Source organism: Marinomonas sp. G8-14 (genome assembly GCF_055808935.1).
Genome location: NZ_CM147891.1, coordinates 1,536,228 through 1,562,522, shown reverse-complemented (window position 1 = coordinate 1,562,522; position 26,295 = coordinate 1,536,228). Strand labels below are relative to the sequence as shown.

General features: G+C 48.4%; 18 protein-coding genes and 1 pseudogene. 12 read left to right on the top strand and 7 right to left on the bottom strand.

Annotated elements, in window-relative coordinates; all coding sequences use genetic code 11:
• Positions 1 to 158 precede the first annotated feature (158 nt).
• Positions 159 to 557 carry a VOC family protein gene (locus AC0L6V_RS08065; RefSeq protein ID WP_265219344.1) on the top strand — a complete coding sequence of 133 codons (399 nt, stop codon included), beginning with the start codon at positions 159 to 161 and terminating at the stop codon, positions 555 to 557.
• A 125-nt stretch (positions 558 to 682) separates the two neighbouring features.
• Positions 683 to 1,024, top strand: a complete 342-nt coding sequence (locus AC0L6V_RS08060; protein ID WP_265219347.1) for a carboxymuconolactone decarboxylase family protein — start codon at positions 683 to 685, stop codon at positions 1,022 to 1,024.
• A gap of 233 nt (positions 1,025 to 1,257) precedes the next feature.
• On the opposite strand, the gene AC0L6V_RS08055 is transcribed toward AC0L6V_RS08060, so the two are convergent.
• Positions 1,258 to 2,736: a RimK family protein gene (locus tag AC0L6V_RS08055; RefSeq protein WP_265219349.1), complete on the bottom strand. Its 1,479-nt coding sequence runs from the start codon at positions 2,734 to 2,736 to the stop codon at positions 1,258 to 1,260.
• Between the two features lie 317 nt (positions 2,737 to 3,053).
• On the opposite strand from AC0L6V_RS08055, the gene AC0L6V_RS08050 reads away from it, so the two are divergent.
• The 4 genes from AC0L6V_RS08050 to AC0L6V_RS08035 all read left to right on the top strand — a co-directional run bounded on the left by AC0L6V_RS08050 (position 3,054) and on the right by AC0L6V_RS08035 (position 6,105).
• Positions 3,054 to 4,196 carry a GNAT family N-acetyltransferase/peptidase C39 family protein gene (locus AC0L6V_RS08050; RefSeq protein WP_265219350.1) on the top strand — a complete coding sequence of 381 codons (1,143 nt, stop codon included), beginning with the start codon at positions 3,054 to 3,056 and terminating at the stop codon, positions 4,194 to 4,196.
• 127 nt (positions 4,197 to 4,323) lie between these two features.
• Positions 4,324 to 4,944, top strand: coding sequence for a GNAT family N-acetyltransferase (locus tag AC0L6V_RS08045; RefSeq protein ID WP_265219351.1), 621 nt, complete (start codon positions 4,324 to 4,326; stop codon positions 4,942 to 4,944).
• 92 nt (positions 4,945 to 5,036) lie between these two features.
• The gene (locus tag AC0L6V_RS08040; protein ID WP_418138908.1) at positions 5,037 to 5,285 is read left to right on the top strand and encodes a hypothetical protein; all 249 of its coding nucleotides are present in this window, start codon (positions 5,037 to 5,039) and stop codon (positions 5,283 to 5,285) included.
• The gene (locus AC0L6V_RS08035; RefSeq protein WP_418138907.1) at positions 5,230 to 6,105 is read left to right on the top strand and encodes a threonine aldolase family protein; all 876 of its coding nucleotides are present in this window, start codon (positions 5,230 to 5,232) and stop codon (positions 6,103 to 6,105) included. The genes AC0L6V_RS08040 and AC0L6V_RS08035 overlap by 56 nt, the downstream gene beginning before the upstream one ends.
• Positions 6,106 to 6,188: 83 nt before the next feature.
• Here the strand turns inward: AC0L6V_RS08035 and AC0L6V_RS08030 are convergent.
• From AC0L6V_RS08030 to AC0L6V_RS08020, 3 genes and pseudogenes are all read right to left on the bottom strand, one after another.
• Positions 6,189 to 7,606: pseudogene (locus AC0L6V_RS08030) on the bottom strand (BCCT family transporter).
• Positions 7,607 to 7,837: 231 nt separating this feature from the next.
• On the bottom strand, positions 7,838 to 8,458 hold the full coding sequence (locus tag AC0L6V_RS08025) for an HD domain-containing protein (protein WP_265219356.1): 621 nt from the start codon (positions 8,456 to 8,458) through the stop codon (positions 7,838 to 7,840).
• A 13-nt stretch (positions 8,459 to 8,471) separates the two neighbouring features.
• Complete coding sequence (locus tag AC0L6V_RS08020) at positions 8,472 to 9,596, bottom strand: TauD/TfdA family dioxygenase (protein ID WP_418138906.1); 1,125 nt, start codon at positions 9,594 to 9,596, stop codon at positions 8,472 to 8,474.
• A gap of 90 nt (positions 9,597 to 9,686) precedes the next feature.
• On the opposite strand from AC0L6V_RS08020, the gene AC0L6V_RS08015 reads away from it, so the two are divergent.
• A complete protein-coding gene (locus AC0L6V_RS08015; protein WP_265219357.1) occupies positions 9,687 to 10,595 on the top strand; it encodes a LysR family transcriptional regulator in 909 nt (302 codons plus the stop codon).
• 4 nt (positions 10,596 to 10,599) lie between these two features.
• On the opposite strand, the gene AC0L6V_RS08010 is transcribed toward AC0L6V_RS08015, so the two are convergent.
• Positions 10,600 to 11,421: an AraC family transcriptional regulator gene (locus tag AC0L6V_RS08010; protein ID WP_409419641.1), complete on the bottom strand. Its 822-nt coding sequence runs from the start codon at positions 11,419 to 11,421 to the stop codon at positions 10,600 to 10,602.
• 184 nt (positions 11,422 to 11,605) lie between these two features.
• Between AC0L6V_RS08010 and AC0L6V_RS08005 the strand changes: the two genes are divergently transcribed.
• Together AC0L6V_RS08005 and AC0L6V_RS08000 are read left to right on the top strand one after the other, a co-directional pair.
• Entirely contained in the window at positions 11,606 to 12,544 is a 939-nt protein-coding gene (locus AC0L6V_RS08005; protein WP_409419640.1) for an SPFH domain-containing protein, read from the top strand.
• 2 nt (positions 12,545 to 12,546) lie between these two features.
• Complete coding sequence (locus AC0L6V_RS08000; protein WP_265219359.1) at positions 12,547 to 13,008, top strand: NfeD family protein; 462 nt, start codon at positions 12,547 to 12,549, stop codon at positions 13,006 to 13,008.
• A gap of 90 nt (positions 13,009 to 13,098) precedes the next feature.
• Here AC0L6V_RS08000 and AC0L6V_RS07995 read toward each other — a convergent pair whose 3' ends face one another.
• Entirely contained in the window at positions 13,099 to 13,452 is a 354-nt protein-coding gene (locus tag AC0L6V_RS07995) for a universal stress protein (protein WP_418138905.1), read from the bottom strand.
• Positions 13,449 to 13,949, bottom strand: a complete 501-nt coding sequence (locus tag AC0L6V_RS07990; RefSeq protein ID WP_418138904.1) for a universal stress protein — start codon at positions 13,947 to 13,949, stop codon at positions 13,449 to 13,451. Before AC0L6V_RS07990 ends, AC0L6V_RS07995 begins: the two co-directional genes overlap by 4 nt.
• 264 nt (positions 13,950 to 14,213) lie before the next feature.
• Between AC0L6V_RS07990 and AC0L6V_RS07985 the strand changes: the two genes are divergently transcribed.
• Genes AC0L6V_RS07985 through AC0L6V_RS07975 form a run of 3 tightly spaced genes read left to right on the top strand, consistent with a single transcriptional unit; the run spans position 14,214 to position 26,290 of the window.
• Positions 14,214 to 23,813, top strand: a complete 9,600-nt coding sequence (locus tag AC0L6V_RS07985; protein ID WP_418138903.1) for an Ig-like domain-containing protein — start codon at positions 14,214 to 14,216, stop codon at positions 23,811 to 23,813.
• Positions 23,800 to 25,665 carry a beta strand repeat-containing protein gene (locus tag AC0L6V_RS07980; protein ID WP_418138902.1) on the top strand — a complete coding sequence of 622 codons (1,866 nt, stop codon included), beginning with the start codon at positions 23,800 to 23,802 and terminating at the stop codon, positions 25,663 to 25,665. The genes AC0L6V_RS07985 and AC0L6V_RS07980 overlap by 14 nt, the downstream gene beginning before the upstream one ends.
• Before the next feature lie 7 nt (positions 25,666 to 25,672).
• Positions 25,673 to 26,290, top strand: coding sequence for an Ig-like domain-containing protein (locus tag AC0L6V_RS07975; RefSeq protein ID WP_418138901.1), 618 nt, complete (start codon positions 25,673 to 25,675; stop codon positions 26,288 to 26,290).
• Positions 26,291 to 26,295 lie beyond the last annotated feature (5 nt).

The following is a 26,295-nucleotide window of genomic DNA, read 5'->3' as shown; positions in this document are numbered from 1 at the left end:
CGAAGTGTTTGAATAGACATTATTCAGTAATGGATGTTGTATTTCGTTTTATTGTAACTTACATCATAGGTCAGGGAAGACGAGTGATTGAACAAACTGGATTGCTCCTGCTTTTCTCGGCTGAATTATCAAGCTAGCTACGAAAATAGGCGTCTCTTATGATCCCCAAAATAACTAAAATGCGTGTCGCAAGACCAACGGATAACCTAGGTAAAATAACGGATATGTACATTCATGGTCTGGGTTTTAAACTGCTTGGTCGCTTTGAAGGACACAATGGCTTTGATGGCTCGATTATCGGTCATGAACAACATAATTATCATTTAGAATTCACCCACCATAAAGGCACTACCGTCGGTAAAGCCCCAACCCAAGATAACTTACTTATTTTCTATGTTACGGACGCACAAGTGTGGCGACTATGTTGCGAGAAAATGTTGTCTGCGGGTTTTGTTCATGTGTCATCCTATAATGACTACTGGGATGTTGTGGGGAAAACTTTCGAAGACATAGATGGTTATCGAGTGGTACTGCAAAACCGAGAATGGACCGCTTAGTGGCGACAGAGTCATTCTTTTAACCTTGCTGTAGATCAGCCTTTGTTCGAAAGCTGCTTCTTTCTTTTGGCTTTTTATTTTAAATTAGCTTTATCTAATGTTTTGTCTAATCATAAAGGTGAGCTATGAAAAGTTATAAAGATATTAACAAAGAACAAAACGCTTTCGCTCGAGAGTATCGTAAAGCCTCTCCCGGAATATTGGACGGCTTCATGGCCATGCATAAAGCCGCGATGGAAGAGGGGGCGCTAACCTTAAAAGTAAAAGAAATGATGGCCTTGAGCATAGGTATTGCCGCCCGTTGCGATGGTTGCATCGCTTCCCACGCTAAAGCCGCACTTCGCGCTGGCGCCACTCGGGAAGAACTTATTGAAACCATAAATGTCGCACTCATGATGGGCGGTGGTCCTGCCGTAATCTACGGTACACAAGCTCTCGCCGCAGTAGATGAATTTTTGGCAGAGTGATTTACACTCATATCATCACTGAGCATTGTTTCTTTTCGACACTATCGTCTACCTCATCGACATGCTGCTTAATATTGACATGTTATTTGGTGGTGACTGCTTCATTATTTTCAATAATCCATATTGGAAACCTGAATTCTATCGGGGTGAAAAGAGGTTTTACCCCTTGGCGCTGAAAAACAAAAAAGGCGACTCATCGTCGCCTTCCATATTTCTAGATCACTAATTTGCCCTTAGGCTTGGTGGTCGCCTCGTTTTACCTGCATGCGGCGTAAGAATTCTGACATGATTTGCATGTAGAGTTCGTCGCCGATGTATTTGTCTTCTACACCACGGTCGATGCTTGGGTTATCGTTCACTTCGATAACGTAGCCTCGGCCATTGATTTCTTTTACGTCTACGCCATATAAGCCTTCGCCAATCGGTTTGGTGGCAGCAATAGCGGCTTGTAACACGCGACGTGGTACTTCAAAGGTGGGTAAGGTATCAAAACCACCACTTTGGCTTTTGCTGCCTGTGTGTTGGTAGATTTGCCAGTGATTTTTCACCATGTAGTAACGGCAGGCAAAAATCGGTTTGTTGTTCAGTATGCCGATACGCCAGTCAAATTCCGTGTAGAGATACTCTTGCACTAATAGCAAAGACGATTTCTTAAACAGAGTATTTAAGCTCTCGGTTAAGGCTTCACGGTTTTCAGCTTTGATCACGCCTTTGGAGAAGGCACCATCAGGGATCTTCACGACCATTGGGTAACTGATTACAGCTTCCAAGGCATCTTCTACGTTGCTTTCACCTTTATGAACGATGCGTGTTTTTGGGCAAGGCACTTTATGGGTGTTAAACAAATCGGCTAAGTAGACTTTGTTGGTACAACGCATGATGGATTGTGGGTCGTCCATAACAACTAAGCCTAGGCCTTCTGCTTTTTTCGCGAATCGATAGGTATGGTGGTCGATGTTGGTGGTTTCACGAATAAACAAGCCATCGTATTCAGGTAGACGCATGATGTCTTTCGGGCCAATAAGGTCAACATGAATGCCAAGTTGCTTACCCGCTTGGATAAACTTTTTAATAGCCTGGTCGTCGCTGGGAGGCATGGCTTCTTCTGGGTTAACCAGAATAGCCATGTCAAATTTCGCTGCGCGCTGGATACGGCCTTTGCTCCACACTTTGTTGCTAAAGGCTTCTAATGATTCTGCGAAGAGCGTTTCTTCTGCGTCGGTCAGTTTGCTTTGTGATGTAGAAAATAAGGCGGTGACTTGCCACTCTTTGCGGAATTTTAAAGTAACTTCTAATACTGGGCTTGGGAAACTTTCAAACAGTTTGCGTGCGAATTCCTTCATCTCTGGATGAACGGTTTTGCCGAAAACACAGTGGAATTTCATTTCCATGGGCGCTTCTGGTTTAGCGAGTTTTTTCGCGAGCAATGGCAGCCACTGTGAGATCTCAAGCTCATAAAGATCTTTTTTGCTTAGGTCGTTCAGTACACGCACAGACGGCATAACGTGATGACCTCGGCTTTCTGCTAATAAAGAGCAGTAGTAGCCGTCTGATAGGTATTTGCTGTTTTTACAAAGATTGATGATTCGAATGCGGCCTTGGCTTTTTGTTGCTGCCAAGTTGAGGTATTGAGTAAAGGTGATTACGCGGTCGCTGGGCAAAAAGGCTGACCAATCTTTTGCCTGATCAACAACAATGTACGTCTGTGACATTGGCTTTATTTTTCCTTATAAAATAGCGCGTTAACGCGCTTCATAGCCTAGTATTAAGGCGTTTTGGTGGTTTTATACACCCTGAATTTGTGCGGATAGTGCGCTTGTTTTACTGTTTTAACAATAGACTAATATAAAAAAATAAAAAGTCTTTTTAGGAAAAAAATGGTCTATCTTTTGCTATCTTTTACATAAGTTTCGCCCTAGAATGCGCGAAAATTCCTCTATTCATTGGTTGGCTTATTCTATTCTGCTTGGGTTTGAATGATCAGCCATTGGATGGCCCTAATGGCTTTTTGCCCCTCTGAGACGATGTCATGAGCACCAGTACTTCTGCAAATATTGAGATACGTTTAGCCAGTTTAGACGATTTAAAAGCTCTGCTTATTTTGGAAAGTAAGTCGTTTTCCGGTGACCGTTTGAGTCGTCGTAGCTTTCGTCATGCGATTACCAGTTCCGGCTCAGCTTTATTTGTTGCACACCAAGAAGAAGGCGAACTTTTAGGTTATGCCCTGTTACACCTTCGTCAAGGTACTCGTTTGGCACGTTTGTATTCCCTTGCCGTTTCGCCTGACGCACGAGGTCTTGGAATTGGTAAGTTGCTAATTCAAGCATGTGAGAAAAAAGCCCTCAAGAAAGGTAAGATGTTACTGCGCTTAGAAGTTAGTGATGTGAATCATAATGCCATCGCTCTGTATCAGAAAATGGGCTATAAGGAATTTGGCCACTACGATGCCTATTATGAAGACCAAACGGATGCGATTCGTATGCAAAAACGTTTGCGTCATGCGGGTAGCGAGCAAACCACGCGAGCTATGCCTTGGTTAGCACAAGGTACACCATTTACTTGCGGACCCGCTTCTTTGCAAATGGTGCTGTCGGCGTTACATGCGGATTATCAAGCAACACCAAACGATGAATTAGAGATTTGGCGTGAGGCCACGACGATCTTTATGACCTCTGGTCATGGCGGTTGCCATCCTATGGGGTTGGCGTTGGCGGCGAAGAAACGCGGTTTGTCAGCGGACGTTTGGCTGAGTGAAGAGGGACCGCTGTTTGTCGACAGCGTGCGTAACGAGCTGAAAAAAAGCGTCATTACTCGCGTACATGAAAGTTTCGCCCAACAATGTGATGAGGTTGGTGTTCCCTTGCACTACAGTGCGATGCCCTTGGCTCAGTTGATCGAAGCATTTGATGATGGTGCCTTAGCGATTATCCTGATTAGCACCTTTAGGATGGACGGTAAAAAATCTCCTCATTGGGTGGTGATGTCGGGTTACGATGAGCATTGTATTTTAGTGCACGACCCTGATTTAGATGATGATAAAAAATTGCCTGATGATCCGCCAAGCCCATTAGATTGCCAGTTTGTACCCATTGCTCGTGATGAGTTTGAGAAAATGTCGCGCTTTGGGCAAAGTCGTTTACAAGCCACTGTTGTGCTATGGCCAAAACCATAAGGTGTTTTGGCCGTTATTGGTTTTGACTGAAGCTCACGTTACACTGTTGGCACATTTAGCCGATAGGCTGTTTTATCGATGAAGGTATTGGTTCGCGTCTGCTTGCCAATACAGAGTAGGCGACCTTATGCAGTATGTTTCCACCCCTCGACTGATACTCCGCAACTTTCTTCCAAGCGATGCTGAGGCATTATTTGACTATCTTGCTGACCCCCGTGCTAATTGTTTTCTGGATGAAAAACTGAATAGTCTTGACGAGGCGAGAGCCGATGCAGAGCAACGCAGCAAAAGCAATAACCACTTGGCAGTCTGTTTAAAAGACACTGGGCGCGTGATTGGCGATCTGTTTCTCTACCCTGAAGAAAAGTTCATGCTAGAAGAGGCTAAAGGGTTATCTGTTCAAGCTCTAGAGCCTGTTGAGGCAGATACCTACTCGGTTGGCTGGAATTTCAATGCTCAATTCGAAGGCAAAGGTTATGCTTATGAAAGCGCAGCCGCTTTATTTGAGTATTTGTTTCAGCAAAAAAATGTCAGACGCATTTACGCTTATGTGGAAGACGATAATCATCGCTCTCAAGCTTTGTGTGAAAAACTGGGCATGCGTCAAGAAGGTTGTTTCATGGAGTTTGTGACGTTTGTTAATCATGACGATGGCACGCCTAAATACGAAAATACCTACCAGTACGCCATCTTGAAAAAAGAGTGGCTAAAGCAAAGAAGTCTAGAGCAAGAAAGCGAAGAGCGTTAGCTTTTCATTATTGCACAAAAATACAAGTGAACCTTCTTTAGACTTGTTATGGTCTAATTCATTACAGGACATTGAGTCGTAAGGAGAATTTTATGACGTGTGCTTTTTTTAGTGACAACATGGCAGGTGCGTCCGAAGCCGTATTTAAAGCCATGATGGAAGCCGCGCAGGGTGATGCGATGCCTTATGGTGGCGATGATGGTACGGCACAAGTAACACGTATGTTGTCGGATTTTTTGAATGCGATGTGGATGTTTTTTGGTATCGACTGGAACGGCGGCGAACGTGTTGAGTATAGCAGCATTGACCCCGCCTTGGGGCAGTGTGTTGTGTCACTCTGAAAGCCATTTGTTGAATGACGAATGTACTGCGCCGGAGTTTTATACCAGTGGTGCACGTTTTGTTGGTATTGGTGGTGCTGACGCGAAGATGGATCCAGCTCAGCTGCAAAAACTGGTGGCTCAAAAAATCGGTGATGTGCATTCTTGTCAGCCGTCTGTGATTAGCTTGTCACAAGTGACGGAAGTGGGCAGTGTCTATTCATTAGAGGAAATTAGAGCCATTACGGATGTGGCAAAAGTGGCTGGTCTTCCTGTTCATATGGATGGTGCACGTTTTGCCAATGCTTTGTTGGCCTTAGGTTGTACCCCAGCAGAAATGACATGGAAAGCGGGTATTGATATTTTGTCTTTTGGGGCGACCAAGAATGGTGTGATGACTGGTGAGGCGATTGTTGTTTTCAAATCGTCATTCGAAAGCAAGGGCATAGACAGTAATAAAGTGGCGCAAGAGTTGGCTTATCGTCGTAAGCGTGGTGGTCATTTATTATCAAAAATGCGTGTGGTTTCCTCGCAAATGATGGCTTATTTAAGCAACGATGAATGGCGACGTAATGCGACCCACGCCAATGCCATGATGGCTTTATTACAGGAAGGTTTGAAAACCGTTCCTGGTGTAAAAATTAATACGCCAGCTCAGGCGAACATGCTGTTTTGTACCTTGCCTTTGGACATGATGCGACATCTTCAGGCGGAAGGTTTTGGCTTTTATACTGGGCGCTGGGAAGAGGGCGTTATTCGTCTGGTTACTTCATTCCAAACGCCAAAAGCGGGTGTGGAGGCTTTTATTGACAGTGCTAGACGATTCTCTCTGCTTTACTAGGTGTTCGCTTTTATTAAGTTGCTAAGGGAAAAGGCTATTCCCAACTGATTTCTGTGTTGGAAAATAGCCTTTTTATAATTGTTTTATTTCATTTCTGACATCAGCCCTTTAAGTAAGCTATAACAGAGTATGATTAAAATGACAGCAAAGGGTAGTCCTGTGGTGACAACGCCAGCTTGAAGTGCCTGTAATGCTTGCGAACCTCCACCGACCAGCAATCCAATGGCAATTAGTGCAATCATTGATGCCCAAAATACTCTTTGGCGTACCAGGGTATCAACTTTACCACCTGAGGCAATGCTATCAATTACGATAGCCCCAGAGTCTGCAGAAGTGACGAAGAATATGACTAGCAGTACAATAGATAAAGCCGATAAAAAACCAGACATTGGTAATTCACCATACATTTGAAAGAGCGCAAGGGATACGCTTGAAATACCATTAGCTAATTCACCACTATTGCTTTCTACTAGGTCTATTCCTGTACCGCCTATAATGCCAAACCAGATACCGATGAAGATCGATGGAACGATAAACACTGCAAGGAAAAACTCTCGAATGGTACGTCCTTTAGAAATACGTGCCATGAACATACCAACAAATGGTGACCAGCTAATCCACCAAGCCCAATAAAAGATAGTCCATCCATGGAACCAAGTAGAATCATCACGGCCTATCCAATTAGATAGAGGGAGTATTTCTTTTCCATAGGAAATAAACGTATTTCCTATGGAATGAAGTAATCCTAATGTATTACCGATAACGAGTACTATTGCTAGCAAAACAATGGCTAAGATAATATTCAAATTACTTAAAAAACGAACGCCTTTATCCATTCCTCTGATAATAGAAAAAAAGTAATTATTGTGATTAGTATAATGACAATAACTTGTGTTGTTGTGGTATCTGGGATGTTAAATAAGTAATTTAAGCCACTTGCTGCTTGTTGTGCGCCAAGACCAAGTGATGTTGCCAGACCAAAGACCGTGGCAATAGCGGCTAATATGTCAATGATATTGCCCATTGTTCCCCAGCATTTCTCGCCTAGAATAGGGTAGAAAGCAGAACGAATGGTAAATGGCATGCCTTTATTGTAACTAAAGAAAGCCAGAGCAAGGCCTACTATTCCAAACGTTGCCCAACCATGAATACCCCAATGAAATAGAGCGGAAGATAGAGCAAGATTTTTTGCTTCAGGTGTTCGTGCTTCTACATTTAATGGAGTACCGTACCAATCTGTATAATAGGCAACAGGCTCTGCAACGCCCCAGAAAAGCAGCCCTATGCCGACACCAGATGCAAATAACATGCAGTACCAAGAAAAGGTTGAGAATTCTGCTTTTGAGCTGTCTCCCCCTAATCTAATTTTCCCTAGAGGGGAGGCTGCAATTGCAATACAGAATAGTACGATGGCATTCACGGAAATCATAAAAAACCAATCAAAGTTATTAATTACCCAAGTTCTAGAGGCTATTAATATTTCATTTGCTTTACTGGGCATGAGTAAAGTGAAAGTTATAAAAATGGCCATTAATAAAGCGCTTGTGCTAAATACAGGGTTATGAATATCAAAACCTAGAAAACGGACGTTATCTTGTCCCGCTTTGTAGTTTGTTGTGTAATCTAGCGACCTGTTTTTTGATGATTTTTTGAGCTTGTCATTATCTGTTTGTTCCATTGTGATTCTCTCTTTTTTAGTTATTAAAACGACCAGGTTAGCCGAACGTTCTTTTTATGCACTTACTCCTGACATAGCGATATCAATTGAACTTTTTCCCATGGTTTGGGAGCCTACATATTGTTTAGAAAAAGCGGGTCTTGAGAAAATTTTACGAACTAATGGCTCAAAGTATTCTAAAGGTTTGGTTGGATAATCTGGGTCGAATGATGCTTGGTCCCATTTTTCGCAAAACTCAACACACTTTTGGTACCAAGGGTGATCCTTAAGATAGTCACGTTCATTTGGGTTACCACCAAAAAAGTGGATGTAGTAATAGTTTTGAAATAAACCGTGCTGGTTGATAATCCAAGTTACTTCTGGTCGTACGTATGGCCGTATGATCGAGGCGGCAAGTTGAGAATGGTTATATGGTGAAAGGTCATCTCCTATATCGTGTATAAGGGCTGCAAGCACCATTTCTTCATCTGCTCCATCTGCTTCGGCCCTTGTTGCTGTTTGTAAGGAATGTTCTAGTCTGGAAACCTGATAACCCGATAGGGTATTTTCAAGATTTCTGAGAGCAGTAAGAATGCGATCAGGTAAACCAGCAGCGTATTCGCTCTCGTGTTTTTCTAAAAATTCATATTCTTCTTTTGTGCCATCTTTCATTTGGCGGAATTGTACTTTGTGCATTTATTTCTCCTGCTTATTGCTTGTTCATGCTAAGAGCTTTTTTTTGAGGGCGATATAGCGTCCTTTGGGACTCATCAAGGTCAATATAGGCACCTTGTAAATGTCGATATCCTTCATTGGGATCAAAAGAGGTACGACCATGTAATACACGAGTGTTGTGAAACATTTGAAGCTGACCAGGCTCCAACTTAAAACGCCATTCAAAGCGTGGGTTAGAGAATAATTGTCCTAACCTTTGACGTGCACGATGGAAGACTTTCAGTTCTTCTGGTTTTAGTAGAGGTAGAAAATCTAGTCTAGGACTGTAGGCGACCCCTTCGACTCGTCCAGTTGAATCTAGCTGAATCATGGTGCGTCGTTCGATAAGGTCGACATCTTGGTCGAAGTGACGATATCTAACTGGTATTTTGCTAAGTAATTCAACACCATGAGGGTCTTCTTTACGTAATTGCTCAACAACCGCTAAACTATCAACTAGTGTGGATAGGCCGCCAGTGGTTTCATTTTGAATACAGTGCAGTAGCTGAACACCAGGCATTGGATCACGATAAGGGTTGTCTGTATGTGCCCCAAGAGATATTGAGCGATATGCTAAATCGTTTGAGTCTGGCCGTGTGTATACTTCAAAGTATTTCCCAAAGTTGGTTTGACGCACGTGCCCAAAAAACTCAGCCACTTCTAGCACTGCATCAGGACGTTCAGGCACGCCATTTATGATAACGAGACCATACTCTAAAAAAGTTTCTAGTGCTTTAAAGAGTCCAGTTGGGGATTTTAGATCTTCATATTCCACATAGAAGATAGATTTATCAACATCACTTAACCATGATGTTGTCGCAGGAGTCCCATCCCAATAGTCAAAATCTGCATAGAATTCTCTAATGTCATAAGTTCCTGTATAACCGTCGCTAAATGATATTCTTAGTTTATTTTCTGATATAAACTCTATGTGATTAATGCAAAGGTCTTCGGGAAGCTGATGTGGATCGAAAAGACGTTGTTTGGTTACTTTGTCTAAATTGTGTTCGTCTTGGCAGCGTTCTCGTAGCCATAAAGCGTGCAATTCAGTGGTTTCCCCATCAAAATTGCTGAATAGAGCATTATTATCTTTGTTAACTGAAAAGGTTACTTGTTTCATATTTGCCCCTCTTTTGTGTAAGGGGAAGTATCTCTTTTATTACGGTTACAAGGCAGGCTTAAACTCTAATAGATAACATGCGAAACTCTAATGATAAAAGAAACTGACTTTCCATCCATCTCGGCACTTATTGCATTTGAGATGACTGTAAAAAAAGGCTCAATGACTAGCGCGGCTGAAGAATTAGGAATCACTCAGCCGTTAGTCTCCCAACGTATTCGAGCGTTAGAGGAATATGTTGGAGGGGTTTTACTAGATCGATCTAAGAAACCAGTGGTAGCAACTGATGCAGGCCAAAAATTTTATAAGGAGATGAGAAATGGCTTAGGACCGCTTTTGTCTTCGTTAGAAACAATAAGATCTAGCTTGGTTGAGACAAAGGTAAAAGTGTCTATTAGTGCTTATTTCGGTTTTGCTTTTTATTGGTTGATGCCAAGGTTGACTGAATTACAACGAGAGTTTCCCGATTATTTGTTTGAAATTCGTCCTACGAATAGCAAGCAGGATATGCTTTTGTTGAATTCTGACATCTCGTTTCATTTTTGTAATGAATTGGGGCAGTATAAGTTTGAGAAATTACTTATAGAAGAAGAGGTGTTTCCGGTATGCTCCCCAGACTTGGCAAAAAAATTAAACCTCTTCCCAGGAAAAACATTGGGAGACCTCAGGTCGCTGCCACTTTTGCATAAAGATCAAAATGATCCTAGGTGGATAAATTGGTTTAACTGGGCGTCTACTTTAGGTGTTTGTATTTCGGATCAGCCTATTACTTTTTGTTATCAAAATTATCCACTTGTTGTGGAGGCGGCCATTGCTGGACAAGGCATTTGTCTGGGGTGGGGAGGTTTGTTAGATAGACAAATTAAGGAAGGAAAACTGATCGCACTCAATCCGGTCCTTAAGTCACCAAGACGCGGTTATCATATTTGTTCTGACTATAAATCTACCGCAACAATAGGGTTGGTCGTTGACTGGTTTATTAATGAGGTAAGTAAATAATCAGTTAATCTCGATAGTTTGATGGGGTTACGCCAAAGGCCTGCTTAAATACTCGGTTGAAGTGGCTCTGGTCATAAAAACCGACATCAGTGGCGATGTCGGTAATCATCGCATTCTGTTTTGCTAATTGGGCGCAAGCCCGCTCCAACCTTAACCGCATTAACCAAGCATGTGGGGCCAATCCTGTTTGTTTTTGGAAGCGTCGAATAAATTGAAAACGCGTTAGTTCGCATAATTCCGCGAGGTTGTTGAGTGATATTTTGCTGGATAAGTTGGCTTCGCAATATTCTCTAATGGTTTGTAATTGCGTACTCGTTAGGCCAAATGTTTCTTGAGTAAGTGATTTTTTCTCTGCCGCAAGTAGTAAGTTTGACAGCGCGTTGGTCCATAATGTGTCTTTGTGAAGCTGGCTGGTATATTGGCTTGGATCGAATGCTTGAATGAGCTGTAAAAACGTATCGTTGTGTGTGGGTTGTGTAATTAATGACGGTGCCAGTTGAAGGTGTGCTTCTCTATTTTGGCTATCAAGCAAGGCGGCTTGCATTAACTCTGGTGGAACACGGAAAGTTTTTAAATGGCGTGTTGTTTTATCCCGACCAGCGCCGTCATGTACTTCGCCGGGTGGCATTAGGCAAATTTGTCCAGGAATTAAGTCTAGAATTTTGTGCTGAACTTTTTGATGCTGAGTGCCTTGAGTCACAAGCCCTATGTGGTAGTCCAAGTGATAGTGCGGCTGAAAATGAAACTCAGTGAGGGTGGCTGCGCTGATGACAAGGCCGGGTAACTCTTCAATGTGTTGATAGCGAAAGGATTCATTGCTCGACATCGTACAAACGTCTCATTGTTTCTTTGATTAATCTCGTATTATTGGTGACTTTTGTCCCTTAACAGTGCTTACTTATGGTAGCGATAAATTTGTCGTTCCGCTTGTATTTTTGTGCGTGGTGATTCATAGCATCATGGAAAGGAAATTAAGTCGGGTATGTTTTGAAAATTAAGGATTCATTGTTATGGAAGAGTTATTTGGCTATATATTGAGCGTTCAGACTCTGGTACTTGTGCTGGTGGTTGTGCTGTTAAAAACCTCAATCAAGTTTGTACCGCAGAATCAGGCGTATGTGATTGAGCGTTTTGGGAAGTACCAATCCACAAAAGAAGCAGGGTTGAATTTTATCTTTCCTTTTATTGATCGTATTTCTGCCGATCGTACCTTAAAAGAGCAGGCGGTGGATGTGCCTGAGCAAAGCGCTATTACCAAGGATAATATTTCTTTGCGTGTTGATGGCGTATTGTATTTCCGTGTATTAGACCCTTATAAAGCAACGTATGGCGTAGAGAATTATGTCTTCGCTGTTACTCAGTTGGCGCAAACGACCATGCGTTCTGAGTTAGGTAAGATGGAATTGGATAAAACGTTTGAAGAGCGCGATGTGCTGAATACCAATATTGTGGCGTCGATTAACGATGCGGCAGGCCCTTGGGGGATTCAAGTGTTGCGTTACGAAATAAAAGACATTGTTCCACCACAATCTGTGATGGAAGCAATGGAAGCTCAAATGAAAGCGGAACGCGTAAAACGTGCGCAGATTTTGGAGTCGGAAGGGGATCGTCAAGCGGCGATTAACCGTGCTGAAGGTCAAAAAGCGTCTGTGGTTTTGGCGGCAGAAGCGGATAAAGAAGAACAAGTGTTACGTGCTGAAGGTGAGGCGAAAGCCATTGTTGCCGTCGCTTCAGCCCAGGCTGAGGCATTGCGTCAGGTTGGTGAAGCGGCCAATACAGAAGCCGGTCAAAAAGCCATACAATTAGATTTGGCAACCAAAGCCATTGAGGCGAAGCACGCCATTGCGAAGGAATCGTCCGTGGTCTTGTTGCCGGATGGCGCGACAGAAGCATCGGCGGTGGTTGCTCAAGCGATGACGATTATTCAGAAAATGTCGAAAGGGAGCTAGTTATGGACATCATTGCCAATAATCTGGCCCAAAGCTTGTTTATTGTTGGTTTGATTCTACTAGCCATTGAAGTGGTAGTGCTGGGGTTTTCTACCTTTGTGTTGTTCTTTGTTGGCTTGGCTGCCATGGCAACAGGTGCTTTGGTTTATATTGAAATATTGCCAAATAGTTTGTTGAGTGCTTCGTTGAGCACTGGCGTGATTACGGTGGTGGCAGCATTGGTTTTGTGGAAGCCAATGAAGCACATGCAATCTAAGGTGAGTACAAAAAAAGCCAAAAGCGAATTTGCGGATCATCAGTTCTTTTTGACGGAATCAGTGTCACCTACTCAGTCGCCTAAATATCGCTATTCTGGTGTGGAATGGTCTTTGGTCAGTGAAGAGTTCATTGAAGCCGGAACGAAAGTCGAAGTGACTGAGGCTGAAGTCGGTAAATTGCATATCAAAGCGATTGATTTGAAGTAACAGTTTTTTGTTTTTCTCAAGAAGCGTCAAGTGGATAATGTCTCACTTGACGCTTTTTTTGTCATATGGCTTTCGCCCGATGGCGATGGATTAACGAAGGATGAGCAAAGGAATATCACTTTCAATAATCATTTTACTGGTGTTGCTGCCTACGAAAAACTGCCGTAGTCTTGAATGGCCGTAAGCTCCCATTGCCATCAATTCTATCTGATTTTCTTCTTTGTACAGGGTTAATGTAGGGTAAATTTTGCCCGGTTTAATAGAAGCGATTACCTCAAAACCTTCTTCTTCAAGAATTTGCTGCGCTTCATCTAATTTCTGGCGCCTTTCTGGCGTCTCTTCTCCTACCATGACCAAGTGGCAGGGTAATCCAATTAATAGCGGGCTTTGTGCAATACGCGAGATGGCATTATCGGCTGCTTCTCGACCATCATAAGCAATCATAAAATTACGAGGGGGGTGAATTTTCCTACGTTGATAAGAATGGGACGATGTGATGTTCGAGCGACTCTCTCTATATGTGAGCCAATGGTATGGGCGTCCATGGTATGGTTACTACCAAGGCGTCCAACCACGATAAGACGTGTTTCGTCCTCTAAATGCAGTAAATTGTCGACTAGGTCTCCATGACGTTGGAGTAATGCAATTTGCTTCGCGCCTGCGTTTTGCGCGAAGTCTTTGGCGTTTTCGAGCACCAGTTTGCCATGTTCCAACGCAAGTTTAGCTCGCTTTTCATCAAGAGCAACCAGTTCATCGAGCAGATGCTCTCGACTACCAAGACCAATTGAACCAGATAAATCCTCATCGGATCTGTTGGCTTCTTTTTCTAAAGAATGTAGCAATATTAACGGTGATCCCATTTGTTTTGCAGCCCAAACTGAGGCTGTAGTGACGTGCTCAGATAAAGAGGATCCATCAATACAGGCGATTATGTTTGTCATAATTATGCTCCTTGTCTTTATTCTAAAGCCTATTTGTGAGGGCTTTATCAGCATCATTAATAAGAATAGTTCATAGGCAGTGTTTTTACCGCTTAGAAATAAGACTGAAGCTGTGTTGTCTTGCTCGAGATGAATAAAAAATACCCAGACTGTACCAAGGTACAATAGCGGCCTTGTTATTAATCTCCTATCTTGTGGGTAATCATAAAATTATTGCGTCTTTTTTAAGGCTCTTTTAAAGACTTCTTTTCTAGGGAAAATACCATGAGCGACAGTCAAGTTTCATTTGCAACACTAGGTAACGCGATCGGCTTTATTACAAAATTAAGCGGATCGGTTACTGTTCAATCGATTGATGGGCAAGAGCGAGTGGTTAAAATCGGGGATCCGATTTTCTTTGGAGAAACCGTCATTACTGGAGCTAACGGCAGCGCGACTATTGCATTTATTGATGGTACAGAGGTTGTCATTGGTAATGATGCTGTGGTTGAAATCACTGATGAAGTTTACAACAGTGGTGATAACGCTGACCTTGTTGCAGACTCTTCTGCCGATGTCGATGCCTTGCAAGAAGCGATTTTAGCGGGTGATGACCCGACGCTTATTCAGGATGCACCTGCGGCAGGTGAAGCGCAAGGCTTCGAACAACAACGTGTCGATGTTGATATTGATCGAAATGACAACAGCGCACTGCCTACGTTTGGTAATGATACCTCTAGTGTATTACCAACATATGGTTATGACACAGACAACGGTAGCGGCGGACAAACAGGACAAAACCAATACTCCGCTCCTTCTAGTTCAAACAGAGCATCCTCTGAGACAACCTCAACAACATCCTCTGAGACAACCTCAACAACAGCATCTCCTGTTGCAGCCGTTGCTGGTACTGTGACGGTTAATTCTATCACCTCCGACGACATGATTAATGCGACCGAAGCAACCAGTACCATTACCGTGTCTGGTACGGCGACTGGCGGTGATATTGCTCAAGGTGATCAAGTTGTATTAGTGATCAATGGAACGACTTACACCACGACCGTCAGTGCTACTGGTACTTGGTCGGTTGGCGTTGCAGGCTCTGATCTGGCTGCGGATACCGAATTTGATGTGGTTGTAACTTCTAGTAATAGCTCTGGTGACACAGTTGAGAGCATTGGTACTTCGACGCATACCGTGGATCAAAGCGCTTTGCTTGTTAACCTTGATATCGATCCTATTACGGAAGACAGTACTATTAATGCTGCTGAGAGCAACGCTACTGTTACGATCACGGGCACGGTTACGGGTGATGCATTTGAAAGTGGTGTTGTTACTCTTGTTATCAATGGTGTTAGTTATGAAACACAGGTAGAGAGTGATGGCACTTGGTCTGTTGATGTGGCAGGGTCAGACCTATCCGCTGATTCAGATCGTATTGTTGAAGCCAGTGTTGTTGTTTCCAATAATATTGGACAACAAGGAACAACAGATACAACAGAAAGCTACCTCGTTAAAACAAGTTCCAGAGCAAGTATTAGCGTCAATAGTATTACTTCTGATGATATTATTAATGCAGAAGAAAGCGAAAGTAACGTTACTGTTTCCGGTCGAGTTGGTTTTGATGCATCCGCTGGCGATGTTGTTTCAATGACCATTAACGGCACGCTCTATACTGCGGTTGTTTTAGCGAATAAAACTTGGAGTGTCGAAGTTGCGGGTTCTGACCTTGCTCAAGATACTTCTTTCCAAGCCAGTGTCACAGGGCAAGACAGCGCGGGCAACTCTTACAGTGCAACAACAACGTCAACTCATACGGTTGACCTTGCCGCGACAGCGGGTACGGTGACAGTGAATGCGATCACATCTGATGACGTGATCAACGCGAGCGAAGCGGCTGGCACAGTGTCCGTGACAGGTACAGCAACAGGTGGCGACATCGCAGAAGGCGATACCGTGACCTTGGTGATCAACGGCAAGACTTACACAACCGCAGTGGATGAAAACGGCGAATGGTCTGTAGACGTAGCGGGTTCTGACCTTGCCGCGGATACGGCGTTCGATGCGGTCGTGACGTCTTCTGATGCCGCGGGCAACACAGTCGATACAACAGGTTCTTCAACTCATACGGTTGACCTTGCCGCGACAGCGGGTACGGTGACAGTGAATGCGATCACATCTGATGACGTGATCAACGCGAGCGAAGCGGCTGGCACAGTGTCCGTGACAGGTACAGCAACAGGTGGCGACATCGCAGAAGGCGATACCGTGACCTTGGTGATCAACGGCAAGACTTACACAACCGCAGTGGATGAAAACGGCGAATGGTCTGTAGACGTAGCGGGTTCTGACCTTGCCGCGGATACGGCGTTCGATGCGGTCGTGACGTCTTCTGATGCCGCGGGCAACACAGTCGATACAACAGGTTCTTCAACTCATACGGTTGACCTTGCCGCGACAGCGGGTACGGTGACAGTGAATGCGATCACATCTGATGACGTGATCAACGCGAGCGAAGCGGCTGGCACAGTGTCCGTGACAGGTACAGCAACAGGTGGCGACATCGCAGAAGGCGATACCGTGACCTTGGTGATCAACGGCAAGACTTACACAACCGCAGTGGATGAAAACGGCGAATGGTCTGTAGACGTAGCGGGTTCTGACCTTGCCGCGGATACGGCGTTCGATGCGGTCGTGACGTCTTCTGATGCCGCGGGCAACACAGTCGATACAACAGGTTCTTCAACTCATACGGTTGACCTTGCCGCGACAGCGGGTACGGTGACAGTGAATGCGATCACATCTGATGACGTGATCAACGCGAGCGAAGCGGCTGGCACAGTGTCCGTGACAGGTACAGCAACAGGTGGCGACATCGCAGAAGGCGATACCGTGACCTTGGTGATCAACGGCAAGACTTACACAACCGCAGTGGATGAAAACGGCGAATGGTCTGTAGACGTAGCGGGTTCTGACCTTGCCGCGGATACGGCGTTCGATGCGGTCGTGACGTCTTCTGATGCCGCGGGCAACACAGTCGATACAACAGGTTCTTCAACTCATACGGTTGACCTTGCCGCGACAGCGGGTACGGTGACAGTGAATGCGATCACATCTGATGACGTGATCAACGCGAGCGAAGCGGCTGGCACAGTGTCCGTGACAGGTACAGCAACAGGTGGCGACATCGCAGAAGGCGATACCGTGACCTTGGTGATCAACGGCAAGACTTACACAACCGCAGTGGATGAAAACGGCGAATGGTCTGTAGACGTAGCGGGTTCTGACCTTGCCGCGGATACGGCGTTCGATGCGGTCGTGACGTCTTCTGATGCCGCGGGCAACACAGTCGATACAACAGGTTCTTCAACTCATACGGTTGACCTTGCCGCGACAGCGGGTACGGTGACAGTGAATGCGATCACATCTGATGACGTGATCAACGCGAGCGAAGCGGCTGGCACAGTGTCCGTGACAGGTACAGCAACAGGTGGCGACATCGCAGAAGGCGATACCGTGACCTTGGTGATCAACGGCAAGACTTACACAACCGCAGTGGATGAAAACGGCGAATGGTCTGTAGACGTAGCGGGTTCTGACCTTGCCGCGGATACGGCGTTCGATGCGGTCGTGACGTCTTCTGATGCCGCGGGCAACACAGTCGATACAACAGGTTCTTCAACTCATACGGTTGACCTTGCCGCGACAGCGGGTACGGTGACAGTGAATGCGATCACATCTGATGACGTGATCAACGCGAGCGAAGCGGCTGGCACAGTGTCCGTGACAGGTACAGCAACAGGTGGCGACATCGCAGAAGGCGATACCGTGACCTTGGTGATCAACGGCAAGACTTACACAACCGCAGTGGATGAAAACGGCGAATGGTCTGTAGACGTAGCGGGTTCTGACCTTGCCGCGGATACGGCGTTCGATGCGGTCGTGACGTCTTCTGATGCCGCGGGCAACACAGTCGATACAACAGGTTCTTCAACTCATACGGTTGACCTTGCCGCGACAGCGGGTACGGTGACAGTGAATGCGATCACATCTGATGACGTGATCAACGCGAGCGAAGCGGCTGGCACAGTGTCCGTGACAGGTACAGCAACAGGTGGCGACATCGCAGAAGGCGATACCGTGACCTTGGTGATCAACGGCAAGACTTACACAACCGCAGTGGATGAAAACGGCGAATGGTCTGTAGACGTAGCGGGTTCTGACCTTGCCGCGGATACGGCGTTCGATGCGGTCGTGACGTCTTCTGATGCCGCGGGCAACACAGTCGATACAACAGGTTCTTCAACTCATACGGTTGACCTTGCCGCGACAGCGGGTACGGTGACAGTGAATGCGATCACATCTGATGACGTGATCAACGCGAGCGAAGCGGCTGGCACAGTGTCCGTGACAGGTACAGCAACAGGTGGCGACATCGCAGAAGGCGATACCGTGACCTTGGTGATCAACGGCAAGACTTACACAACCGCAGTGGATGAAAACGGCGAATGGTCTGTAGACGTAGCGGGTTCTGACCTTGCCGCGGATACGGCGTTCGATGCGGTCGTGACGTCTTCTGATGCCGCGGGCAACACAGTCGATACAACAGGTTCTTCAACTCATACGGTTGACCTTGCCGCGACAGCGGGTACGGTGACAGTGAATGCGATCACATCTGATGACGTGATCAACGCGAGCGAAGCGGCTGGCACAGTGTCCGTGACAGGTACAGCAACAGGTGGCGACATCGCAGAAGGCGATACCGTGACCTTGGTGATCAACGGCAAGACTTACACAACCGCAGTGGATGAAAACGGCGAATGGTCTGTAGACGTAGCGGGTTCTGACCTTGCCGCGGATACGGCGTTCGATGCGGTCGTGACGTCTTCTGATGCCGCGGGCAACACAGTCGATACAACAGGTTCTTCAACTCATACGGTTGACCTTGCCGCGACAGCGGGTACGGTGACAGTGAATGCGATCACATCTGATGACGTGATCAACGCGAGCGAAGCGGCTGGCACAGTGTCCGTGACAGGTACAGCAACAGGTGGCGACATCGCAGAAGGCGATACCGTGACCTTGGTGATCAACGGCAAGACTTACACAACCGCAGTGGATGAAAACGGCGAATGGTCTGTAGACGTAGCGGGTTCTGACCTTGCCGCGGATACGGCGTTCGATGCGGTCGTGACGTCTTCTGATGCCGCGGGCAACACAGTCGATACAACAGGTTCTTCAACTCATACGGTTGACCTTGCCGCGACAGCGGGTACGGTGACAGTGAATGCGATCACATCTGATGACGTGATCAACGCGAGCGAAGCGGCTGGCACAGTGTCCGTGACAGGTACAGCAACAGGTGGCGACATCGCAGAAGGCGATACCGTGACCTTGGTGATCAACGGCAAGACTTACACAACCGCAGTGGATGAAAACGGCGAATGGTCTGTAGACGTAGCGGGTTCTGACCTTGCCGCGGATACGGCGTTCGATGCGGTCGTGACGTCTTCTGATGCCGCGGGCAACACAGTCGATACAACAGGTTCTTCAACTCATACGGTTGACCTTGCCGCGACAGCGGGTACGGTGACAGTGAATGCGATCACATCTGATGACGTGATCAACGCGAGCGAAGCGGCTGGCACAGTGTCCGTGACAGGTACAGCAACAGGTGGCGACATCGCAGAAGGCGATACCGTGACCTTGGTGATCAACGGCAAGACTTACACAACCGCAGTGGATGAAAACGGCGAATGGTCTGTAGACGTAGCGGGTTCTGACCTTGCCGCGGATACGGCGTTCGATGCGGTCGTGACGTCTTCTGATGCCGCGGGCAACACAGTCGATACAACAGGTTCTTCAACTCATACGGTTGACCTTGCCGCGACAGCGGGTACGGTGACAGTGAATGCGATCACATCTGATGACGTGATCAACGCGAGCGAAGCGGCTGGCACAGTGTCCGTGACAGGTACAGCAACAGGTGGCGACATCGCAGAAGGCGATACCGTGACCTTGGTGATCAACGGCAAGACTTACACAACCGCAGTGGATGAAAACGGCGAATGGTCTGTAGACGTAGCGGGTTCTGACCTTGCCGCGGATACGGCGTTCGATGCGGTCGTGACGTCTTCTGATGCCGCGGGCAACACAGTCGATACAACAGGTTCTTCAACTCATACGGTTGACCTTGCCGCGACAGCGGGTACGGTGACAGTGAATGCGATCACATCTGATGACGTGATCAACGCGAGCGAAGCGGCTGGCACAGTGTCCGTGACAGGTACAGCAACAGGTGGCGACATCGCAGAAGGCGATACCGTGACCTTGGTGATCAACGGCAAGACTTACACAACCGCAGTGGATGAAAACGGCGAATGGTCTGTAGACGTAGCGGGTTCTGACCTTGCCGCGGATACGGCGTTCGATGCGGTCGTGACGTCTTCTGATGCCGCGGGCAACACAGTCGATACAACAGGTTCTTCAACTCATACGGTTGACCTTGCCGCGACAGCGGGTACGGTGACAGTGAATGCGATCACATCTGATGACGTGATCAACGCGAGCGAAGCGGCTGGCACAGTGTCCGTGACAGGTACAGCAACAGGTGGCGACATCGCAGAAGGCGATACCGTGACCTTGGTGATCAACGGCAAGACTTACACAACCGCAGTGGATGAAAACGGCGAATGGTCTGTAGACGTAGCGGGTTCTGACCTTGCCGCGGATACGGCGTTCGATGCGGTCGTGACGTCTTCTGATGCCGCGGGCAACACAGTCGATACAACAGGTTCTTCAACTCATACGGTTGACCTTGCCGCGACAGCGGGTACGGTGACAGTGAATGCGATCACATCTGATGACGTGATCAACGCGAGCGAAGCGGCTGGCACAGTGTCCGTGACAGGTACAGCAACAGGTGGCGACATCGCAGAAGGCGATACCGTGACCTTGGTGATCAACGGCAAGACTTACACAACCGCAGTGGATGAAAACGGCGAATGGTCTGTAGACGTAGCGGGTTCTGACCTTGCCGCGGATACGGCGTCTGATGCGGTCGTGACGTCTTCTGATGCCGCGGGCAACACAGTCGATACAACAGGTTCTTCAACTCATACGGTTGACCTTGCCGCGACAGCGGGTACGGTGACAGTGAATGCGATCACATCTGATGACGTGATCAACGCGAGCGAAGCGGCTGGCACAGTGTCCGTGACAGGTACAGCAACAGGTGGCGACATCGCAGAAGGCGATACCGTGACCTTGGTGATCAACGGCAAGACTTACACAACCGCAGTGGATGAAAACGGCGAATGGTCTGTAGACGTAGCGGGTTCTGACCTTGCCGCGGATACGGCGTCTGATGCGGTCGTGACGTCTTCTGATGCCGCGGGCAACACAGTCGATACAACAGGTTCTTCAACTCATACGGTTGACCTTGCCGCGACAGCGGGTACGGTGACAGTGAATGCGATCACATCTGATGACGTGATCAACGCGAGCGAAGCGGCTGGCACAGTGTCCGTGACAGGTACAGCAACAGGTGGCGACATCGCAGAAGGCGATACCGTGACCTTGGTGATCAACGGCAAGACTTACACAACCGCAGTGGATGAAAACGGCGAATGGTCTGTAGACGTAGCGGGTTCTGACCTTGCCGCGGATACGGCGTCTGATGCGGTCGTGACGTCTTCTGATGCCGCGGGCAACACAGTCGATACAACAGGTTCTTCAACTCATACGGTTGACCTTGCCGCGACAGCGGGTACGGTGACAGTGAATGCGATCACATCTGATGACGTGATCAACGCGAGCGAAGCGGCTGGCACAGTGTCCGTGACAGGTACAGCAACAGGTGGCGACATCGCAGAAGGCGATACCGTGACCTTGGTGATCAACGGCAAGACTTACACAACCGCAGTGGATGAAAACGGCGAATGGTCTGTAGACGTAGCGGGTTCTGACCTTGCCGCGGATACGGCGTCTGATGCGGTCGTGACGTCTTCTGATGCCGCGGGCAACACAGTCGATACAACAGGTTCTTCAACTCATACGGTTGACCTTGCCGCGACAGCGGGTACGGTGACAGTGAATGCGATCACATCTGATGACGTGATCAACGCGAGCGAAGCGGCTGGCACAGTGTCCGTGACAGGTACAGCAACAGGTGGCGACATCGCAGAAGGCGATACCGTGACCTTGGTGATCAACGGCAAGACTTACACAACCGCAGTGGATGAAAACGGCGAATGGTCTGTAGACGTAGCGGGTTCTGACCTTGCCGCGGATACGGCGTCTGATGCGGTCGTGACGTCTTCTGATGCCGCGGGCAACACAGTCGATACAACAGGTTCTTCAACTCATACGGTTGACCTTGCCGCGACAGCGGGTACGGTGACAGTGAATGCGATCACATCTGATGACGTGATCAACGCGAGCGAAGCGGCTGGCACAGTGTCCGTGACAGGTACAGCAACAGGTGGCGACATCGCAGAAGGCGATACCGTGACCTTGGTGATCAACGGCAAGACTTACACAACCGCAGTGGATGAAAACGGCGAATGGTCTGTAGACGTAGCGGGTTCTGACCTTGCCGCGGATACGGCGTCTGATGCGGTCGTGACGTCTTCTGATGCCGCGGGCAACACAGTCGATACAACAGGTTCTTCAACTCATACGGTTGACCTTGCCGCGACAGCGGGTACGGTGACAGTGAATGCGATCACATCTGATGACGTGATCAACGCGAGCGAAGCGGCTGGCACAGTGTCCGTGACAGGTACAGCAACAGGTGGCGACATCGCAGAAGGCGATACCGTGACCTTGGTGATCAACGGCAAGACTTACACAACCGCAGTGGATGAAAACGGCGAATGGTCTGTAGACGTAGCGGGTTCTGACCTTGCCGCGGATACGGCGTCTGATGCGGTCGTGACGTCTTCTGATGCCGCGGGCAACACAGTCGATACAACAGGTTCTTCAACTCATACGGTTGACCTTGCCGCGACAGCGGGTACGGTGACAGTGAATGCGATCACATCTGATGACGTGATCAACGCGAGCGAAGCGGCTGGCACAGTGTCCGTGACAGGTACAGCAACAGGTGGCGACATCGCAGAAGGCGATACCGTGACCTTGGTGATCAACGGCAAGACTTACACAACCGCAGTGGATGAAAACGGCGAATGGTCTGTAGACGTAGCGGGTTCTGACCTTGCCGCGGATACGGCGTCTGATGCGGTCGTGACGTCTTCTGATGCCGCGGGCAACACAGTCGATACAACAGGTTCTTCAACTCATACGGTTGACCTTGCCGCGACAGCGGGTACGGTGACAGTGAATGCGATCACATCTGATGACGTGATCAACGCGAGCGAAGCGGCTGGCACAGTGTCCGTGACAGGTACAGCAACAGGTGGCGACATCGCAGAAGGCGATACCGTGACCTTGGTGATCAACGGCAAGACTTACACAACCGCAGTGGATGAAAACGGCGAATGGTCTGTAGACGTAGCGGGTTCTGACCTTGCCGCGGATACGGCGTCTGATGCGGTCGTGACGTCTTCTGATGCCGCGGGCAACACAGTCGATACAACAGGTTCTTCAACTCATACGGTTGACCTTGCCGCGACAGCGGGTACGGTGACAGTGAATGCGATCACATCTGATGACGTGATCAACGCGAGCGAAGCGGCTGGCACAGTGTCCGTGACAGGTACAGCAACAGGTGGCGACATCGCAGAAGGCGATACCGTGACCTTGGTGATCAACGGCAAGACTTACACAACCGCAGTGGATGAAAACGGCGAATGGTCTGTAGACGTAGCGGGTTCTGACCTTGCCGCGGATACGGCGTCTCGATGCGGTCGTGACGTCTTCTGATGCCGCGGGCAACACAGTCGATACAACAGGTTCTTCAACTCATACGGTTGACCTTGCCGCGACAGCGGGTACGGTGACAGTGAATGCGATCACATCTGATGACGTGATCAACGCGAGCGAAGCGGCTGGCACAGTGTCCGTGACAGGTACAGCAACAGGTGGCGACATCGCAGAAGGCGATACCGTGACCTTGGTGATCAACGGCAAGACTTACACAACCGCAGTGGATGAAAACGGCGAATGGTCTGTAGACGTAGCGGGTTCTGACCTTGCCGCGGATACGGCGTCTGATGCGGTCGTGACGTCTTCTGATGCCGCGGGCAACACAGTCGATACAACAGGTTCTTCAACTCATACGGTTGACCTTGCCGCGACAGCGGGTACGGTGACAGTGAATGCGATCACATCTGATGACGTGATCAACGCGAGCGAAGCGGCTGGCACAGTGTCCGTGACAGGTACAGCAACAGGTGGCGACATCGCAGAAGGCGATACCGTGACCTTGGTGATCAACGGCAAGACTTACACAACCGCAGTGGATGAAAACGGCGAATGGTCTGTAGACGTAGCGGGTTCTGACCTTGCCGCGGATACGGCGTCTGATGCGGTCGTGACGTCTTCTGATGCCGCGGGCAACACAGTCGATACAACAGGTTCTTCAACTCATACGGTTGACCTTGCCGCGACAGCGGGTACGGTGACAGTGAATGCGATCACATCTGATGACGTGATCAACGCGAGCGAAGCGGCTGGCACAGTGTCCGTGACAGGTACAGCAACAGGTGGCGACATCGCAGAAGGCGATACCGTGACCTTGGTGATCAACGGCAAGACTTACACAACCGCAGTGGATGAAAACGGCGAATGGTCTGTAGACGTAGCGGGTTCTGACCTTGCCGCGGATACGGCGTCTGATGCGGTCGTGACGTCTTCTGATGCCGCGGGCAACACAGTCGATACAACAGGTTCTTCAACTCATACGGTTGACCTTGCCGCGACAGCGGGTACGGTGACAGTGAATGCGATCACATCTGATGACGTGATCAACGCGAGCGAAGCGGCTGGCACAGTGTCCGTGACAGGTACAGCAACAGGTGGCGACATCGCAGAAGGCGATACCGTGACCTTGGTGATCAACGGCAAGACTTACACAACCGCAGTGGATGAAAACGGCGAATGGTCTGTAGACGTAGCGGGTTCTGACCTTGCCGCGGATACGGCGTCTGATGCGGTCGTGACGTCTTCTGATGCCGCGGGCAACACAGTCGATACAACAGGTTCTTCAACTCATACGGTTGACCTTGCCGCGACAGCGGGTACGGTGACAGTGAATGCGATCACATCTGATGACGTGATCAACGCGAGCGAAGCGGCTGGCACAGTGTCCGTGACAGGTACAGCAACAGGTGGCGACATCGCAGAAGGCGATACCGTGACCTTGGTGATCAACGGCAAGACTTACACAACCGCAGTGGATGAAAACGGCGAATGGTCTGTAGACGTAGCGGGTTCTGACCTTGCCGCGGATACGGCGTCTGATGCGGTCGTGACGTCTTCTGATGCCGCGGGCAACACAGTCGATACAACAGGTTCTTCAACTCATACGGTTGACCTTGCCGCGACAGCGGGTACGGTGACAGTGAATGCGATCACATCTGATGACGTGATCAACGCGAGCGAAGCGGCTGGCACAGTGTCCGTGACAGGTACAGCAACAGGTGGCGACATCGCAGAAGGCGATACCGTGACCTTGGTGATCAACGGCAAGACTTACACAACCGCAGTGGATGAAAACGGCGAATGGTCTGTAGACGTAGCGGGTTCTGACCTTGCCGCGGATACGGCGTTCTGATGCGGTCGTGACGTCTTCTGATGCCGCGGGCAACACAGTCGATACAACAGGTTCTTCAACTCATACGGTTGACCTTGCCGCGACAGCGGGTACGGTGACAGTGAATGCGATCACATCTGATGACGTGATCAACGCGAGCGAAGCGGCTGGCACAGTGTCCGTGACAGGTACAGCAACAGGTGGCGACATCGCAGAAGGCGATACCGTGACCTTGGTGATCAACGGCAAGACTTACACAACCGCAGTGGATGAAAACGGCGAATGGTCTGTAGACGTAGCGGGTTCTGACCTTGCCGCGGATACGGCGTCTGATGCGGTCGTGACGTCTTCTGATGCCGCGGGCAACACAGTCGATACAACAGGTTCTTCAACTCATACGGTTGACCTTGCCGCGACAGCGGGTACGGTGACAGTGAATGCGATCACATCTGATGACGTGATCAACGCGAGCGAAGCGGCTGGCACAGTGTCCGTGACAGGTACAGCAACAGGTGGCGACATCGCAGAAGGCGATACCGTGACCTTGGTGATCAACGGCAAGACTTACACAACCGCAGTGGATGAAAACGGCGAATGGTCTGTAGACGTAGCGGGTTCTGACCTTGCCGCGGATACGGCGTTCTGATGCGG